At 70.0% G+C, this 18783-nt stretch carries 6 protein-coding genes; all 6 read right to left on the reverse strand.

Annotated elements, in window-relative coordinates; translation table 11 throughout:
- Nucleotides 1-17: 17 nt before the first annotated feature.
- From ACFVVM_RS08500 to ACFVVM_RS08525, 6 genes are read right to left on the reverse strand one after another with little or no spacing between them, the layout of a single operon-like run.
- Entirely contained in the window at nt 18-1460 is a 1443-nt protein-coding gene (locus tag ACFVVM_RS08500) for an MFS transporter (protein WP_387614781.1), read from the reverse strand.
- Nucleotides 1457-3094, reverse strand: coding sequence for a (2,3-dihydroxybenzoyl)adenylate synthase (locus ACFVVM_RS08505; protein WP_387614784.1), 1638 nt, complete (start codon nt 3092-3094; stop codon nt 1457-1459). Before ACFVVM_RS08505 ends, ACFVVM_RS08500 begins: the two co-directional genes overlap by 4 nt.
- Nucleotides 3087-7301 carry an AMP-binding protein gene (locus ACFVVM_RS08510; protein WP_387614787.1) on the reverse strand — a complete coding sequence of 1405 codons (4215 nt, stop codon included), beginning with the start codon at nt 7299-7301 and terminating at the stop codon, nt 3087-3089. Before ACFVVM_RS08510 ends, ACFVVM_RS08505 begins: the two co-directional genes overlap by 8 nt.
- Nucleotides 7298-13855 carry an amino acid adenylation domain-containing protein gene (locus tag ACFVVM_RS08515; RefSeq protein WP_387614790.1) on the reverse strand — a complete coding sequence of 2186 codons (6558 nt, stop codon included), beginning with the start codon at nt 13853-13855 and terminating at the stop codon, nt 7298-7300. Before ACFVVM_RS08515 ends, ACFVVM_RS08510 begins: the two co-directional genes overlap by 4 nt.
- On the reverse strand, nt 13852-15201 hold the full coding sequence (locus ACFVVM_RS08520; RefSeq protein ID WP_387614793.1) for a condensation domain-containing protein: 1350 nt from the start codon (nt 15199-15201) through the stop codon (nt 13852-13854). The genes ACFVVM_RS08515 and ACFVVM_RS08520 overlap by 4 nt, the downstream gene beginning before the upstream one ends.
- Nucleotides 15194-18760, reverse strand: coding sequence for an amino acid adenylation domain-containing protein (locus ACFVVM_RS08525; protein ID WP_387614796.1), 3567 nt, complete (start codon nt 18758-18760; stop codon nt 15194-15196). The genes ACFVVM_RS08520 and ACFVVM_RS08525 overlap by 8 nt, the downstream gene beginning before the upstream one ends.
- Nucleotides 18761-18783 lie beyond the last annotated feature (23 nt).

Raw genomic sequence — 18783 nt, forward strand, 5'->3', positions numbered from 1 at the left:
CCGTATCCGGCAGCCTCTCATGGCCGCGCGCGCACGAGCGTCGCGGCGACGGCGACTCCGGCCACACAGCACACGGCGACAACGGCGTACACGGCGGCGGTGCCGTGCCCGAGGCGCTCGAGCGACACCCCGCTGCGCTCGCCCGAACCGACCGCGTTGAACACCAGCCCGAGCACGACCGCGCCCAGTGATCCGCCGAGCGGGAAGAAGCTGTTGATCAGGCCGGTGGCCATGCCGACCTGTTCGGCGGGCACGGATTCGGTCGCGATCTTCATGATCGGCACATTGGCCAGGGAGTTGCCGAAGCCCCACACGGCGAGTGTCGGGATGAGCCACAGCGGGTTCTGCATGGCGTAGATCTGCCAGACGAGAATCGCGGCGGCGACGGCGAGCAGGCCGTTGCCGACCGCGAGCACCAGCCACGACCGGACCCGGCTCTGGATCTTTCCGCCCGCGATGGCCCCGGCGATACCCGCGATCCCGAGCGGCACGAGCAGCGTCGCCGCCTGCAGGGCCGAATAGCCGTGTCCGTCGTGCAGATACAGCATGAAGTAGATGGTGGCGCCGAAGGTCGCCACCCGATTGACCACGGCCAGCATCGCGACGCCGACGAACGGCGGATTGCGCAGCAGGGCCTTGTCGAGCACCGGCGCGGGCCGGGTGCCGATCCAGGCGCGGAAGATCGCGATTCCGGTGACGGCCACCGCGAGGGTGGCCAGGACGGCCGGGTCCAGCCAGGCCCGGGTGTGGGCCAGGGTGAACGCGTAGGTGAGCGAGCCGACGGAGACCGCGAGCAGTGCCGCGCCGACCCAGTCGAATCGGGTCCCCTTCGCCGGTGGCGGGTCCGGCGCGAGGACCCGCGCGGCCAGGGCGAGCGCCGCCGCGCCGAGCGGGATGTTGATCCAGAACATCCACCGCCAGCCGCCCGCCTCGACGAGACCGCCGCCGACCAGCGGGCCCATGATTCCCGCGATCGAGGTGACCGCCGTCCAGATCGCGATCGCCATCGGCCGCTGGGCCTGGTCGAAGGTGCGGGCCAGCAGCGGGATCATGGTGGCGAACATGACCGCCGCCGCGAGCCCCTGCCCCGCCCGGAAGCCGAGCAGTGTCCAGATGTTCGGCGACACCGCGCAGCCGATCGAGGCGGCCACCAGCAAGGTCATGCCGGTGAGGAACATGCGCCGCCCGCCGATGCGGTCGGACAGGGCTCCGGCCGGTTGCACGAGCGAGCCGAACATCAGGGCGTAGCCCACCATGACCCATTCCAGCGTCGCCAGACTGCTGGTGGCGAAGTCGGCGCCGATGGTGGGCAGGGCCACCGCGACGACGGTCAGGTCGATGGCGAGCAGCGAGGAGGCGAGCACGACCACCGACAGCGCCAGGCGCTGCCGGGGTGTCCACCGGGTGTCCTCGGCCTTGTCCAGGCGCACCGGATCCGACGGTTCGATGCCGCGTTTCACGACGAGGACACCGGATCGAGCAATCGACGCAGGGCGTTCTTGTCGATCTTGCCCAGCGGCGTGAGCGGCATCGCGTCGACGACCCGGATCACATCGGGCGCTTTGTATCCGGCGATGCCCGCCGCGGCGAGGAACCTGGCCAGGTCGCGGCGCGAGGGGGCGGTGTCCGCCGCGGGCGTCACCACGAACGCGACCGAGCGCTCGCCGAGGGTCGGGTGTGGTTCGCCGACGAGCGCCACCGATTCGATGGCGGGATGGGCCATCAGGAAGCCCTCGACCTCGGTGGCCGCGATCTTCTCGCCACCGCGATTGATCTGGTCCTTGATCCGGCCCGCGACGATGAGGTGCCCGCTGTCGAGGCGTCGGACCAGGTCACCGGTGCGGTAGAAGCCGTCGGGGGTGAACGCGGTCTTGTTGTGTTCGGGGGCGTCGAAGTAGCCGCGCAGTGTGTAGGGACCGCGCACGGTGAGTTCGCCGATCGCACCGGCGGCGACCTCGTTGCCCGCGTCGTCGACGACCCGGATCTCGTCGGCCGCCGACACCGGGACACCCTGGGTGGTGCAGATCAGTTCCGGATCGTCGTCGAGATGTGTTGCGCAGAACAGTCCTTCGGACATGCCGAGGATCTGCTGGAGCGTGCAGTCGAATTCCGCGATGATCTTGCGCGCGACTTCGTCGGCGAGTCTGGCCGAACCGATTTCGAGGATGCGGAGCGAGGAGATGTCGCGGGTGGTGTGGGCGCGTTCGGCGAGCCAGGGGGTGGCCAGTTGCGGGTTGATGGCGGTCATGGTGACGCCGTGGCGTTCGATGAGGTCGAAACACACCGACGGGTCGGGGCTCTGCGCGAGCACGACGGTCCCGCCGACGGTCAGGGTGCCGAGGATGCCGGGGCAGTTCCAGGTGTAGTTGAACGCGATCGGCAGGATCGCCAGGTACACGGTGTCGGCGTTCATCCGGCTTCGTTCGCGGGCCGCGCGGGAGTTGTAGAGGTAGTCGTCGTGGGTGCGGGCGATGAGTTTCGGCATGCCGGTGGTGCCGCCCGACAGCAGGAGCAGGGCGATGTCGGTGGGTTCGGTGCCGTCCGCGAGCGGGGTGTCGTCGGCGGCGAACAGTGTGCTGTGCTCGTGGAACCGGTGGTCCTGGGCGAACTCGCCGAGGCTGCCGGCCACGATGACCGAGGTGATGTGCGCGTGGGTGTCGGCGACCTGTTTGGCCAGGCCGCGGTGGTCGAAGCGGTTGAACACCTCCGTGGTGACGTAGGCGACGGCCCCGGTGGCCGCGGCGAGGTGGTTGATCTCGGCGTGCCGGTGGCCGGGTTGGGTGTGCACGGGGACGGCACCGAGCCGCTGCAGGGCGAACCAGGTGGTGACGAACTCCAGGCAGTTGGGCAGTTGCAGCAGGACCGCGTCGCCCTTGGCGATGCCGAGCCCACGCAGTCCCCGGGCCAATCGGTCCGCTTGGCGGGCCAGTTCACGGTAGGTCAGTTGACGGTCGCCGTCGATGACCGCGACGCTGTTCTCGAATTCGGCCGCCAGTTCGTCCAGCGTCCGGCTGAATGTCTTTCCCGCCCAGAGGCCCTCGCGGTCGTAGCGTCGAGCGAACTCGTCCGGCCAGAATGGAACCTTCTCACGCACCCTGTTCTCCTTCGATCGCGGTGTCCGATGGTGTTTCCGGAGTGGATTTCCCGGGTCGGTCGCCTCGGCTGCGGAGGCGTTCCGCCCAGTCGGTCAGTACGGCGGCGGCCGAATGCGCGATCAGCGGATCCATCGCCAGGCCCAGTACGGTGTGGTCGTCGCCGGGATGGTGCTGGGCGACAAGCGGATACACGCGTTCCACGCCGGAGGCTCGGCGCGGGAACGGGATCGCGTCGCGCGAGGAGAGGATCGGTGGTGCGGTGCTCTCTTGGAACAGGGCGCTCGCGTGCCCGTCGCTCGAGCCGAGCGGTGCCGCCGCCCAGCGCGCCCGGTACTCGGCGGCGATTCGGTCGTCACGCAGTTCGTCGAGATCTTCGGCGGTGCGGCCGCGTGGGAACGGGACTGTGCCGCTGGATGTTCCGCGGTCCAGGTCGAGGACATCGATGCCGAATCGGGCCGCGAGGACGTCGGACAGGGCCGTGACCGCGGTGGCCACATCGACACGTTCCGCCAGTCGTAGGGTGACCGCTACCCGGTCGGGACGTTGCGTGGTGTCCTCCGGCAGGGCCAGGACCCGGCCGGCGGGTTCGTCCGGGAATTCCGCCGGGCCAGGCGCCTTCCACGGGTAACCACCCACGCTCGCCGCCAGCGCCGTCAGATCCGATCCTGTCGCGACGAGCGCACTGCCCGCGATGAGAAGAAGCCGGGGTTCGTGTCCTGTCACGAGCGCCGCCGCGACGGTTTGTCCACGTGTGAGGTCGATGTTCGCTGTCATCCACGATGTTTCGGCGAGATCGTCCGTGGCGACCACCGGCACTTCTCTCGGTTCCTCGCCCCGGTGCGTCCGCCACAGTCGGCCACGGATCGTGAAGCACCGCCGCAGGTGTTCGAAACGCTCGGCGTGCAGAGCTCGGGAAAGGCGCGGACCGATGTCGTCGACGGGCAGGTCGTCCGGCAGTCCCACGACAGCGAAGGTGAACGCTTCGTCCACGCCGACACCGCCCCGCCGAAGCAAGGCCGCGGGCCACGGCAAGGCAACCGACTCCCGTTGGCGCGCGGGCTTGCCGGGTTGCGGTTTCGCGAGTGCGGCCAACCCGCGAACCGTGGGTTCCAGGAATACGTCGTCGATATCGAACCCGAGTGCGGCTTCGGCCCGTGCCCGGCGGACGAGGGATACCGCGCGGATGCTGTCGATGCCGTACTCGAACAGGTTGTCGGTGACGCCCACATCGGGGCGACCGGCGAGCTGTCGCGCGAGGTCGAGCAGTGCCTTCTCTGCGTCGTTCTCCGCGCCGTCGTCACGGCCGTCCCCCTGCTGCGGGGCGATCTCGATCAGGGCACCACGGTCGACTTTTCCATTGGGCAGCAGGGGAATCCGTTCGACGCGCACGATGCGCGCCGGGACCATGTACGGCGGCAGGGCCGCACTCAGCGCGCGCCGCACGGACAATTCGTCGACCTCCGCGCGCGTGGCGAGGTAGCCGAGGAGTTCGGTACTCCCCTGCCGTGCCCGGGCGATGACCGCGACGGTGGCGTCCGCCCCGACGACGCCTTGCAGCGCGGCCGCGACTTCGCCGGTGTCGACCCGCTGGCCACGTACTTTGACCTGCGCGTCACGGCGACCGACGAGGTCGAGGTTTCCGTCGTCGCGCAACCGCCCGATGTCGCCGGTGCGATACATGCGACCGCCGGGGTTGTCGGGGTCGGCGACGAACCGGGTCGAGGTCAGGCCAGGGTCGGCCAGATAGCCGCGCACGACCTGGGGACCGCGCACGTAGACCTCACCGAGGGCGCCCGGTCGGGCAGGGTGCAGCCGATGGTTGAGCACGACCACCGAGCCCCCGGCCGGGGCTCGGCCCACCGTGGGTCGAGTCGCGTCGTCGACCACGCCGACGGTCACGTCACCCGCGGTTTCGGTGCACCCGTAGGAGTTCTCGATCAGCAGGTTCGGCGCCGTGTGGCGCAGTGCGGCAACGAGTTCCGTGCTCAGTGGCTCGCCGGTGCTGACCACGCTGTCGAAGGCGAGGGGCCGTTGCTCGAGTTCCAGGAGTGCGCGCAGCAGTGTCGGCACGGCCATCATGTGGCGGGCCCGGTGCCGCGTGGCGAACTGTGCGAGTCGCTGTGCGTCCCTGCCGGTGCGGTCGTCGGCGATCGCGACCGTGGCGCCGCACACCAGTCCTTCGAGGATCTCGGTGGCACCGTCGATGAACGACATCTTGCTCTTCGCCAGGCGCGCCTCGCCGGTTCGGACCGGCCAGTGCGCGGCGCCCCACCGCACCCGCGCGGCGAGTGCGGCGTCGGTCATGTCGACGGCTTTGGCCTGTCCGGTCGATCCGGAGGTGTAGTACACGGCGGCGCGTTGCCGCGGATATCGACGGGGAGACCGCATCGGCACGCCCGAATGCTGGTGGGCGCCATCGCTGTCGACGGCGATGATCGCGGCACCCGACACCTCCGGCCTCTTCGCATCGGGGGCGAGCAGTATCGCGCGCGGCGAGGTGCTGCGCAGGATCTCCCCCACCCGCTGGTCCGGGAAGTCTGTGGGTACGAAGACATAGGCGCCGCCCGCGCGCAGGATCGCCAGCAATGCGACAGCGATGCCCGCGGATCGCGGAAGTAGCACGGCGACAACATCTTCGGCCTGGACACCGTTGCTACGCAGGGTGCCGGCGAGCGCTGCGGAACGGGTGTCGAGTTCGGCGTAGTCGAGGCTGTGTTCACCGTCGACGATCGCCGGACCCGATGCGTGGGTGAAGACCGGTTCGACCAGATCCAGGACGGTCTGTTCGAGATCGGGGACCCAGGTTTCGACGGGGGCGGTCGATCGACGGAGCTGCTCGACGGTGGCGGTCGGTGGTGCGGTCGAGACGAGATCGGCGAGGTGGTCGATCACCGCGCGGATGTCGCGTTCGTCGATCACGTGACGCTGGTAGGTGCAGTACACGTGCAGCGCGTCCGCATGGCGCACACCCTGGACGGTGAACGGGTAGGCGACATCGGCGGGAGGGACTATCCGCCAGTCGGATTCGGCCCCTGGCAGGTCGAGGGCACCGGCATAGCGCTGGTACAGAACCAATCCGGAGACCTGGGTGTCCACGTCCGGCCGATCGCGTGCCGCCGCGTCGATGTCGTCGAATGCCACATCGAGATGTCCGACGGTGGCGGCGAGGTCGGTCGTGACCCGTCCGACGACCTCGGCGAAAGTCTCGGCGCCGGTCAGGTGCCTGCGCAGTCGGACGGTGTGGCCGAGGTTCGCCCACAGTCCCTCCGAGCCCGGTGTCGTTCGCCAGGACATCATGGTGGCGAGGCCGACCGAATCGGCGTCGGCGTGCGCGGACAGGGCGATTTCCAGGGCCGCGGTGAAGACCGCGAACTCCGTCGCGCCGGTCAGGGCGCACAGGTCGTTCAGGTGCGCGCCGGTGCGCGGACCGAGTTCGACGGTGAAGGTGGCCGCCGCCTCCACCCGCTCGCCCGCGCGCACCGCGGACACCTGCGGGGCCGCCAGTGCGGTCGGGGTGCGCAGCATGGTCATCCAGTACCGCAGTGACCGTTCGCGGTGTCCCTGCTGCCGCTCGTCCGCCGGGCGGACCAGGTCGCGCAATTGCACCGGGATCGCGACGCCCACGCCTCGGTACTCGTGCGAGATCTGCTCGAAGAACGCTGGGAGGCTGGGACCGTCCCACATGATGTGGTGGACCGAGACGACCAGCGCGCAGCGTTGGCCGGCGGCGATCAGGTGCACGCGCAGGGCGGATTCCCGCGCGAGATCGAACGGTCGCGCGGACAGCTGGGCGGCGTGCCGGTCCACCTGTTCGGTGAACGCCTCGGCGGTCGCGCCGTCGATCACCGTGATCTCGGCCCCGGCGTCGGGCACCACGTGTTGTCTCGGCATGCCGTCCTCGGCGGCACCGTAGCGCGTCGCGGTCAGCAGTTGCCGTTCGCAGCAGGCGCGCACCGCGTCACGCAGACGCTCGACATCGACGGCGCCGTCGATCGTGCACACGAAAGTCACGTTGTAGGCGCAGCTGTCGGGCCGTCGCTGCTGGTGCAGCCAGAGCAGTCGCTGGGCGGGATGCAGTGCCACCGGTTCGTCGAGCGGACGATCCGCGCTGTCGACGTGCTCGATGTCGATGTGGCGCTGCGCCATTCGACGGCGTACCAGGTCCAGTCGCCGGGCGTGCGCGGTCGCCGCCCCGTGTTCGGTCATCGCGCGACTCCCCCGACCCGTGCCGCGTCGATGAACGCGCCGATCCGCGCTCCGGTGAGCTGCCACCCGCGGGCCGTGCAGACCTCGAGGTGGCCGACCGGGACCTCGATGGTCTCGATCCCGTGCCATGCGGCTTCCCACTCCCGGTTCCGCCGGGCGAGGATGTGCTCGGGTTTGTCGGCGGTGGCCGAGACGAGCAGACCGCGTCCGGTCGGCGGCAGGGTGTCGGCGATCTCGGCGGCGTCCATGGTGCGGCTGTTGCGCAGGTAGGTCTCGCGGACCGCGTCGGCACCGTCTCGATCGCCTGCGTCGAGCAGCCCGTTGGCGATCAGCGAGGCGACGAATCGCCCGGCTTCGGCGATTGTTTCGGCCTCGCCGATACCGGCTTCGTCCTGGCCCGCGCCGAGCGGGCCACCCGAATCGACCACGATCACGTCGGTCCGCAGCCCGTGCCGGTGCTCGAGCCGCTGGGCGACCCGGTGTGCGAGTTGCCCACCGAACGACCAGCCCAGCAGCACCGACGGCCGCGGCGAGACAGCCAGGACCGTCTGCGTGTAGTGCTCCACCAACTCGTCCAGTATCGAGATTCGCGGGCCGTCCGCCGCGAGCCCGGGGTCCTGTAGTGCGACGACACCCACGTCGGCGGCGATGAACGGCAGTGCCCCGTAGTAGCTCCAGCCGATTCCTCCCGCGGGCGGCAGGCAGCAGACGGTGGTGGACTCGCCTGCTCTGAGAGTGGCCACCGGTGCCAGGGATTGATCCGTTGCCAGTCCGTCGAGCAGCCTCGCGGGCGTGCCCGAGTTGTAGACGGTGCGCACCGTGGTGCTGACGCCGACGGCATCGAGCCGGGCCACGAGGGTGACCACGAGCAGCGAATGCCCGCCGAGTTCGAAGAAGTCGTCGTCGAGGTACACGGTGTCCACGCCGAGCACCTCGGCGTAGACCGCGCACACGCGACGCGCGCGCTCGTCCTCGGGTTCGCGCCCCGTGCGGTTGCCGAGCAAGGTGGCGACCGCGGGAAGCCTTGCGCGATCGACCTTTCCGGCCAGCGTCGACGGGATGTCGGGCACCCAGACCAGGTACGTGGGAATCATGTGCTCGGGCACCAGGCGGTGCATCGCCGCGCGGATCTCACCGATGTCGGGCGGGTCGGCGGGCGTGGTGGCGACGAGATATCCGACCAGCGCGGTTCCGCCCGCCGGTGCGGTGTCGGCGAAGACCTCCGCGCGCGCGACACCCGAGCAGCGGCGCAAGGCCGCGACGACATCACCGAGTTCGATGCGGAATCCACGAACCTTCACCTGCTCGTCGACCCGGCCGACGAACTCCATGACGCCGTCACTCCGGCGCCGGACGAGGTCGCCCGTGCGATACATCCGGGTTCCGATGCGACCGAACGGGTTCGCGACATAGCGGTGGGCGGTGAGTGCGGGCATACCGTGGTATCCGCGACTGAGCCCGTGACCGGTGAGGTACAACTCGCCGACCACACCCGCCGCCGTCGGCCGCAGGTTCCGGTCGAGGACATAGCCGAGCGTCCCGCGGATCGGCCGTCCGATCACGGGTGACTCGTGCTCGGTGAAACGAGCGCCCAGCGCGTTGATCGTGCATTCGGTCGGACCGTAGAAGTTGTACGCGTGCAGGCCCGGAGCGGCCCTGACGCGGTCCCACAGCCCCTGGTTCACCGCCTCGCCGCCGAGCGAGATGAAGCTCACGCCGATGCCGTCCACGCCGCGTGGCCGCGCCCGGTCCAGCAATCCGGATTCGATCAGGGCCTCCCCGAAGGTGGGGGTGGAATCGAAGCCGTCGATGCCCGCGCGGTCGTAATAGCCCAGCAGCGCCGCCGCGTCCGCGCGCAGCCCGGTGTCGATGATGTGGACCTCGTGCCCGGCCACCAGCCACAGCAGCTGTTCCCAGCAGGCGTCGAAGGAGAAGGTGGTGGTCAGCGAGATCCTGGCCCGGCGAGCGCCCGGTTCGGCGGGCGGGAAGTGGGTGAACACCGTCTCGGCGTGATTGGCGTACATGTTCGACAGACCCGCCGCCTGGACCGCCACTCCTTTCGGGGTGCCGGTGGATCCGGAGGTGTACATCAGGTAGGCCAGCCGGTCGATCGGCAGATCCGCTGTCGACGGGAGCGTTTCGGCGAGCAACTCCCACCGCCGCGTCGTCGCCGCGTCGTCCAGGTCCACCAGTCGGCAGCCGGGTGGCAGCGCGGCCGGATCGGCGACGACATCGCGCGTCGCGCTCGACAGGATCAGGGCACGGGGCGCCGCGTCGTCGAGCATGACCGTGACGCGCTCGGCGGGGTAGTCGGGATCGATGGGGACATAGGCGACACCGGCGGCGAGGCAGCCGAAGATCGCCGAGACCATCCGATGATCGCGAGGCAACGCCAGTGCTACATGGTCTTCGGGTGCCAGGCCCAGATCGTGCAGCAGGTGGGCGAACCGGCAGGCCTGCGACCAGATCTCGTGGAAGGTCCACGAATGCCCGCCCACGACCAGGGCGGTCTCCTCGGGCAGGCGGCGCGCGGTGTCGGCGAGCAGCGCGGTCACCTCGTGCAGGCCCGGATCGTCGGCGGCGGCGAGGTCGACCAGGTCGTCGGTGGCCGAAGGGAACAGCGGGCCCGTGGCGCCGACGCGGTGCATCGGTGCGTCGCGGTCGGCGGCGAGGGCACGGCACACGTGGGCGAACTGTTCCGCGCAGGCCCGCCCGAGATCGGCGGTGACGCCCCGGTGGATCACGCGCACGTCGAGGCCGTGCGCGCGCGGCATCACCGCGACGCTCACGGGATAGTGGGTGCTGTCGCGGATCTCGTCGCCGGACACCGACAACAAGGGGTCACCCGGCCGCTGATATCCCTCGACATCCGGTCGGCCCGGCAGGTTCTGCACCACGAACAAGGTGTCGAACAGTGCCCGTTCGCCGGTGGCCCGGTGCAGTTCGCTCAAGCCCACATACGGGTAGCGCAGCCGGGTGACCGCGGCGGCGCGCTGGGCGGCCAGCTGCTCGGCGACGGTCGCGCGTGGGTCGAGTCGCACACGGTGCGGGACGGTGTTGAACAGCACCCCCACCACGGTGTCGCTGTCGTGGAGTTCCTCGGGTCGGCCGGAGACCACGGTCCCGAAGAGCACGTCGGGGGAATTCACGAGCGTGCTCAGTGTCACCGCCCACCCGAGCTCGAGCACGGTGGCCAGGGAGACGCCCGCCGAACCCGCGAGCGCGGTGAGCGCGTCGGTGTCCTCGGTGCCGAGCGTGATGGTGTGTTCGCCGGACTCCCCCGGCACGAGGAATTCCGAGCCCGCCAGCGACTCGGTCAGGAGGGTGGGCCCCTCGATCTCGCGCAGCTGGTCCAGCCAGCCCCGCACAGCGGCCTGGTGGTCCTGTCCGGCGAGCCACTCCAGGTATCGGCGCAATCCGCCGGTGGCGATGATGTCGGCGGGGTGGTCGCCGCGGTATCGGCGCAGAATCCCCAGCAGCACAAGACGAATGGACCAGCCGTCGAGGACGGTGTGCTCCGCGGTCAGCACCAGGTGGTACCGGTCGGTGTCGGCGCGGATCAGGGTGACCCGTGCGAGCGCGCCGTCGCTGGTGAAGCCCGCCGCCTTGTCGGCCGCGATGGCGGCGTCCACGGCGGGGTGTTCCCGGCGGTCGGCGGGTGCGGTGAGGTCGACGAACCGGAATTCGATCCGGGGGTCGGCGGGGACGACCTGGACATAGCGCGTACCGGTCGAGACGAGGCGGGCCGCGAGATTCGGTGCGGCCGTGACCACTTCGCGCACTGCGGATGCCAGGTGATCGACGTCGACGGCGCCGGTGAGTGTGAGGACGTTCTGGGTCGTGTAGGTGCTCGGCCGGGTGCGGTCGGTACCCGCATCGGCCAGCAGGTGGAACAGCAGTCCCTCCTGCAGCGGGGTCAGCGGGAGCACATCGGCGATCTCGGCACGGAGTTCGGCGAGGGCTCGTTGCTCGGCGTCGGTCAGTCCGAGCAGGTCGGTCACCTCGGTCGGGCGCAGGAGCGCGCCGTCGTCGCGCGCCTGTTCGAGCAGGTCGTCGAGTGCTTCGGCGAAGCCGCGCAGGTGGTCGGTGTCGAGGACGACCGAGTCGGCGAGGACGGCGGCGGTGTCGCCGTCGACGACGATCACGATGTCGAGATCACCGGACCGCACATCGTCATCGCGGCAGTCCTCGACGACCGACCGCGCACCGGCGACATGGTCGACCCGGATCCGCAGATCGGGTTCGGGCACCTCGTCGAACACTCCCTGCGCGTCCGGGCTCAATGCGCACGTGGGCCACAACGGCACCGACGAGCCGCGATCGTTCACCAGCTCGCGCAGGATGGTCGCCCCTTCGGCGAGCGACAGATCGACCACGACGGGGTACCGGCACCGGATCGGGCCGAACGGGTGGTCGGCGACGGCGGAGCCTTTTCGATGGGGATGCTCGACCTCCACCAGCGCCGTACCGCGTCGACCCGAGCGGGCCAACTGGGAGGCAGCGGCGGCCACGTACACCGTGCTCAGTGAGCGCGCGGTGTGCTCGGTGAACAGGGCGGGATGCGCGCGCAGCGGATGCCGAACCGCCGTCCTGGGTCGGCGAGGGCCGATCACCGGGCGGTCGGCCGCGTCGGCGATCGAGTCGTACAGGTCGAGCCACGCGCCGGAATCATCGAGTACCCGGGGGTCGTCGGCGAGGGCCCTGGTCGTCGCCGCGTAGTCGAAGAAGCTCGATCGGCGCGGCGGCAGTCCCGCCACGCCGCCGGTGAACTCGGCGCGCAGAAACTCGAGCAGCGCGACCGTGCTGGGCAGATCCAGCGATCCGCGCACGACGCTCACCTGGACCCCGGCCGGATGATCCGACACCTGGAACGCCCCGGTGGACACCCGCGATGTCTCCGCCACCGCCTCCGGCACCGTTCGCACCCGCCACCGGCCATCGCTCGTCGCGATCCGCAATACGTCGAAGCGGGCGAGGGCCGACAGGGCCGCGCGCACGATGCTGTCCGGACTCGGGGGCGAGTCAAGGCGGAGCACGTGGTGATCGTGGCCCTCCGCGTCGGACAGCAGCTGAGCGATCCTGTCCTCCGGACCGGCCGACACCGCCGACAGGAAGGTCTCCAGATCCGACAGCCGGGTGCTCGGTTGGCGGAGTCCCTGAATCAACACCGCGACAGCGGAATCGAGGAGGCAGCGTGCCGTCGCGGTGTCGACCAGCGACCGGTCGTAGGTGACCGACACCGCCAGCGGTCCGCCGTCGCGATAGTCGTGCAGCAGGAAGGCCAGGTCGAACTTCGCCTGCACGGGCGCCGGTTCACGGATCACCGTCGGGATCCCGGCGAGTTCGATCTCCGGGATGGCCGACGCCGCGCTGACCATCGTGCGAATCAACTGATTCCGGACCCCCGCCGCGCGAGCGGGATTCGCGGCCCGCACGACCGCGTCGAACGGCACATCCCGGTGCGACAGCGACTCCGCCGTCGACACCGCGACCCTGGCGGCATAGTCGGCGAAGGTCGGGTCACCGGTCGTATCCACCGCAACGGCAACGGTATTGGCGAAGAACCCGACCACCTCGCGCAGTTCGGGCCGCCCGCGCAGGTCGACGACCGTGCCGAGGGCGAAGTTCCCGGCACCGGTGGCCGTCGCGATCGCGAACCCGACGGCGGCCATGAGCAGCATGTTCGGCGTGACTCCGGCGCCGCGCGCGTAGTCCGCGAGTTCCTCGGTGATCCCGTCCGGGAGCCGGTACCTGAGGTGGCAGCCCTGGTCGGCTCGCGCCGCTGCCTCGGTGTCGCGCGGCAAGGTGGGCACGGGGGGTTGGGTGGGCAGCGAACCCAATTGCCGTTCCCAGAAGGCCAATTGCCGCTGTGCTGTCGGCGTCGGGCTCCCGCTCGTGCCCAGGTAGCCCTGCTGCCACCGCGCGTAGTCCAGGTAGCGAACGCGCTGCGGATCCGCTTCCGTGGGCGTGACGAGGCCGGCGGCCACCGTCTCGAACAGCGCGCCGATGGACATGCCGTCGGCCGAGATGTGGTGCAGCACCATCACCACGGCGACGACTTCGTCGGTGCGTTCCGGATGGTGCAGATAGGTGATGCGCAGAGGGTTGTCGCGAGCCAGATCGAACGGCTCGGTGAGACGCTGGTGCGCGACCCGCTCGGCCCATTCCGCGGGCTCGACACCGATCGGGAGGGCCACATCGTCGTGGCGGGCCGTGAGTGTGTGATCGATCTGCTGCACCGCGTTCCCGTCCCCGTCGACCGGGTACCGGGTCACGAAGACCTCGTGCACGCGCACGGCGGCATCGACGGCGCGGGCAAGAGCCGCGCGATCGAGCGGACGGCGCGGCAGCAGGAGGAAGGCGTGGTTGTAGTCCCAGTCGGTGGGATCGAATTGCTGGTGGTACCAGATCCCGTGCTGGAGTGGCGCCAGCGGACCGCTGTCACCGTCGGTGCGGGTCACCGCCAAGGGATTGCGCGCGTGGCGGTCCCGGAGTCCGGAATCGGCGAGGCGGCTGTGCAGCAGCGCCATGCGCCGATCGTGCAAGCTTGTCATGGTTGGCGCCCTTCCGTCGTTTCGAGCGCGTCCGCGATGGCGAGCACCAGGTCGCGGTCGACCAGGCTCGGGGAATAGGTGAACTGGATCTGCGGGTCGCGCTCGCGCAGGAACACTTCGATCGCCAGCGGCACCATCGGGAACTGGATTCCCCCGTTGTCCGCCCTTGCCCAGGTGGTCGTCGGGTGCCCGAGAGTCGGTCCGGTCAGGTCACCTTCGATGAAGACCACGATGATGTCGAATGCCGCAGGCGCACTGGCATTTCCCAGCTGTGGAAGCTGCTCGCTCAGGGTCTCGTAGTGCGTCGAGGAATGCGCGAGTGCATTGCGGAACTCGCGCTCCACGGCGCCGACGACGCGATCGAGGTCACCGGTGGCCGCGATTCGCAGGGTCAGCAGGTTCGAGAAGTCACCGACCGCGTCGGCGGTGGCGGGATGTTCACGTCTGCTGGTCAGCACACCGACGGTCACCTCCTCGACCGGGAGAATCCGGCCGAGGACGGTCGCCAGCGCCGCGGTGAAGGCGACGAACTTGCTCGTCGCGTGGCGGCGCGCGCACGCCGTCAGCCCGTTCCGCAATGATGCGGTGATGCTCCGATCGTGCCGATCCCCGGTGAGCGGCAACGGTTGTCGTGCACCGAGTGGACGAAAGGGCAGACGCGGTGGCGGCGTGAGCCTGTTCGTCCAGTAGTCGAGGTCGCGCTGGAGGTGCCGACGGTCGTCGAGGTGGGCGGTGAAATCTCCGTAGTGCAGTGTCTGCGGTGGTGGCACCGCCCCCGCGTAGAGCAGGTCGAGTTCTGCGGTGACGACCGCGAAGGTGCCGCTGTCCCACACGATGTGGTGGAACAGCAGCAGCACTTCGGTCGGCCCGTCCTCGAGTTCGAAGACCGTGACCCGCAGCGGGGCCTCGGCGTCGAGCGCGAACGGTTCCCGCGCTCGGCTTCGGATGGCGTCGTCGACGACCCGGCTGCGGTCCGCCGGCGGCGGGTTCCCCAGCCGGACGACCTCGCAGCGCGGCTCGAGCGTGTCGTTCACCGTGCTGACCGGCACGCCGTCGACCACCCGGTAGGTCGTCTGGAGGATTTCGTGGCGGACACCCAGCTCCCGCACGGCCGCAAATAATTTCGCGACATCCACCGGTCCCGGCACGGTCAACCGGAGCGGGAGATTGTTGAGTGTGCTGTCCGGATGGTCGCGTTGATGGCGCCAGGCGGCCAGCTGCTGCGGCGAGAGCGGAGATCGTCGCGGATCCGCGCGCCGGGTGATCACCGACGAGTCGCCCTCGGGCCGAGGGGCGCGCGCGGCGATCCGGGTCGCGATCAGGTCGAGACGGCCACGGTCACTCATCCGACATGCCCGCCCGGTCCAATTCCGCCGCGGCCTCACTGAATTCGTCCTCGGACATGGACACGACCTCGACATAGATCTCGGCCACCACCTCGAGCCGGTCCGGATCGGCCGAGCGTTCCCGCATCCGCTCGGCGAGCCCGCCCACATTGCGGCCGACGAACAGGTCACCGACGGTGATGTCGGTCGTGTCGAGGCCCTCCATGATGCGGGCCACGGCGGTGGTCCCGCGCACGGAATCGCCGCCGATGACGAAGAAGTCGTCCTCGACACCGACCTGCTCGAGCCCGAGCACCTCGCCGACGATCAAGGCCAGCGCCTGTTCCAGGGAGGTGCGCGGCGCGACATAGGACCGTGCGGAGTCCTCGGCAGCGGCGGCGGCCAGGATCGCCCGGTGATCGACCTTGCCGTTGCCGGTCAGTGGCAACGCGTCCCGCACGAGGATCTTCTCGGGGACCATGTAGCTCGGCAATCGATCGAGCAGGACCGCGCGGGCGTGCGCGGCCAGCACCGCCGGATCGGTGTCGTCGCCGACCGTCGCCATCGCCACCAAACGCGCTGCGCCACCGCGCTGTTCGGCGACGACGACCGCATCGGTGACGCCGTCCACCGCTCGCAGGGCGTTCTCGATCTCGCCCGGTTCGATCCGGTAGCCGCGGAGTTTGACCTGGCCGTCGATCCGGCCCAGGAATTCGATCCGGCCGTCGTCGCGATACCGGACCAGGTCGCCGGTGCGGTACCAGCGCTTGCCGTCCCGGTGGACGAACCGGTCCTCGGTCTTCTCGGCGTCGATCGTCAGCGTCCCGGCGGGTCCGGCGTCGGCCAGATAGCCCTGCGCCAGTCCCGCTCCCCCGATCCACAATTCGCCGGGTACCCAGTCCGGGCAGTCGAGTCCACTGTCCCTGGCCACCACCCGCGCGCCCACCCCGCCCAGGGGCACGCCGAAGGGCACGGTGGTCCAGTCCGCGGGAATGTCGCGCGGGACGACGCACACGGTGTGGTGGATCGATGCCTCGGTGCAGCCGCCGAGCCCGGCGAACACGACCTCCGGTGCGGCGGAACCGAACACCCGCCGCGGCAGGTCGACACCGACCCGGTCGCCGCCGACCACGACCGTGCGCACCGTCCGCAGCGCGTCACCGGCCTCGGCGGCGCTCAGGATCATGTCGAGAATGCCGGGAACGCAGTAGAGCTGGGTGACGGTGAAGCGCTCGATCAGCTCGGCGATCCGGTGACCGTCGCGGCGGACGTCCTCGTCGATCGCCACGACACTGCCGCCCACCTCGAACAACCCGAACGTGTCCTGGATGGACAGGTCGAACTCGAGCGCCGACAGGGCGATCGAACGGTCCTCGGCGCGCACGTCGAACAGCTCCCGGCACCGCAGCAGCGTGTTGAGCACCGCGCGGTGCGAGACCGCGACGCCTTTGGGCACGCCGGTCGAGCCCGAGGTGAACAGCACGTAGGCGATCTCGGTGTCGGCACCGAGGTGGGGCGGTGTGTCGTCGGCGGCATGGGCCAGCGCGTCGTCCAGGGCCACCGCGGGAACGCCGTCGGAGACCGCCACCCTGTCGGCGTCGTCCACCAGCGCCACGCGGACCCCGGCGATGCGCAACATCTCCGAGCGCCGGGCATCGGGTTGATCCATCCCGATCGGCAGATAGGTGGCCCCGGCCGCCAGAGCGCCGAGCACCGCGACGATCTGGCGCGGCCCCTTGCGGACCTGCACCGACACCACATCACCCGGTACGACACCGTGTGCCCGCAGGGCGGCCGCGACCTTCGACGCCTGCCCCGCGAGTTCGCCGTAGCTCAGCGTGTATTCACCGTCGGCCCCGGCGTAGCAGACCGCCACCGCGTCCGGATTCGCCTGCGCGAGTTCGAAGAACCGGCTGTGCAGGACCCTGGGCGTGTCGGCCTCGACGGGTTCGACGAAGTTCGCCGATTGCCGCCGATGTGCCTGCGGGGCAGGAAGTTCCTGATCGATGGGACGGTCCCAGGCGTCGACGTCGCCGAGCAGCCGGTCCAGCGCGGCACTGTAGCGCCCGAACATCTCGTCCACCACACCCGGCGGGAACGCGTGTTCGCGCACGTCCCAGTTGACGAGCAGACCGCCGCGCAGTTCGACCACCTGTGCGTCGAGGACGACCTGCGGCCCCTGCGAGACGATCCACACCGGATCGCCGAAGTCCTCGAGCACGCTGTCGGCGAACAGTTCGCCGAGATCGAGCCCGCTGGTGTAGACGATCGGCGCCAGCACCGCCTCGCCCCGGTATCTGCCCAGATCGCGGATGACGTCGAGTCCCGGATACGCCGAGTGCAGTGCGCTCGCGTGCAGACGCTGCTGCAGGCGCTTGGCCAGATCGAGGAAGCTGCCGGAGTCGGTGGTGTCGACCGCGACCATGACCGAACTGCTGAAATCGCCGACGAGCAGCGGCACGTCCTCGTGTACCGGTTCCCGGTTGAACAGCGGGAGATTGAGCAGGAACCGCTGGCCCGAGGACCACCGGCCGATCACCTCGGCGAACACCGCCGCCAGCACGACCGCCGGGGTGATGCCGCGTTCGTGCGACCAGCGCAGCAGTGCCGCCTTCTGCGTGGGCGAGGCGTGGTAGTTGCGACGGGTGGTCAGGTGCGGGTCGGCGCGCTGCGCCTCGGGGACCAGGGGCAGTTCCGGCGGGTCGGGCAGATCACCGAGATGATCACGCCACCACCGCTGTTCGCGTTCGCGTTCGGCCGCGGTCACCTCGGCCTTCGTCGCGAGATAGTCCCGGTAGCTGTATCGGATCGGGGCAAGGTCGGCGCCCTCGCCGCGGTACAGGCGTGACAGGTCCGACAGCAGGGTCCGGTAACTCATGGCGTCGGCGGCGAGCATGTCGACATCCACGTGCAGTCGAGTGCGGTTCCGCGGCAACAGGGTCAGTGCCACATCGAAGACCTGCCCGGCGTCCGCGTCGAGCAGCTGATGGGACTTGAGGTGCCGGATCCGGTCGAGCTCGGCGTCGGGGTCCGCGGCCGCCCGCAGGTCGTGCACCGACCAGGCCGGGACCAGCGGGGCCGCGGGAACGAGCTGCTGTCCGCTCTCCAGGAACTGCGCGCGGAGCATGTCGTGGCGGGCGACGAGCTCGTCGACCGCGATCCGCAGCCGCTCGGGATCGACGTCCGCACCGTCGAATTCGGCGTACAGGTGCGCCGCCACCCCGCCCAGCGACTGCTCGGCGCGCCGACCGATCCAGTACGCGTGCTGCATCGTCGCCAGCCCGAACGGCGCCAGCGCGTCCCCGGCGCCGAGCACCGCTCCCGCCGACTGCGCCGTCCGGCCGCGCTCGGTGAGCAGACGTTGCCACGCCTGGATGGTCGGCTCCACCGCCAGTTCGGCGAAGTTCACGCCGATCCCCTCGCCGCGCCACACCGAAGCGATGTGGATCATGCCCAGCGAGTTCAAGCCGCATTCGATGAGGTCGTCGTCGACGGCGATCTCCGACATGTCGTCGACGACGTGTTCGGCGACGAGCGCGCGAATCTCCGCCTCGGTGGGTGTCTCGGTGTTGGTCACCATGGAGGATCCTTCGTTGTCAGGGC

The organism is Nocardia sp. NPDC058176, assembly GCF_042883805.1.
Classification (GTDB): domain Bacteria; phylum Actinomycetota; class Actinomycetes; order Mycobacteriales; family Mycobacteriaceae; genus Nocardia.

Bases quoted from the DNA above. Each gene is read 5' to 3' on its own strand.
- ACFVVM_RS08525 (WP_387614796.1), bottom strand. From the start codon at position 18,760: ATGGTGACCAACACCGAGACACCCACCGAGGCGGAGATTCGCGCGCTC.
- ACFVVM_RS08510 (WP_387614787.1), bottom strand. From the start codon at position 7,301: ATGACCGAACACGGGGCGGCGACCGCGCACGCCCGGCGACTGGACCTG.
- ACFVVM_RS08520 (WP_387614793.1), bottom strand. From the start codon at position 15,201: ATGAGTGACCGTGGCCGTCTCGACCTGATCGCGACCCGGATCGCCGCG.
- ACFVVM_RS08515 (WP_387614790.1), bottom strand. From the start codon at position 13,855: ATGACAAGCTTGCACGATCGGCGCATGGCGCTGCTGCACAGCCGCCTC.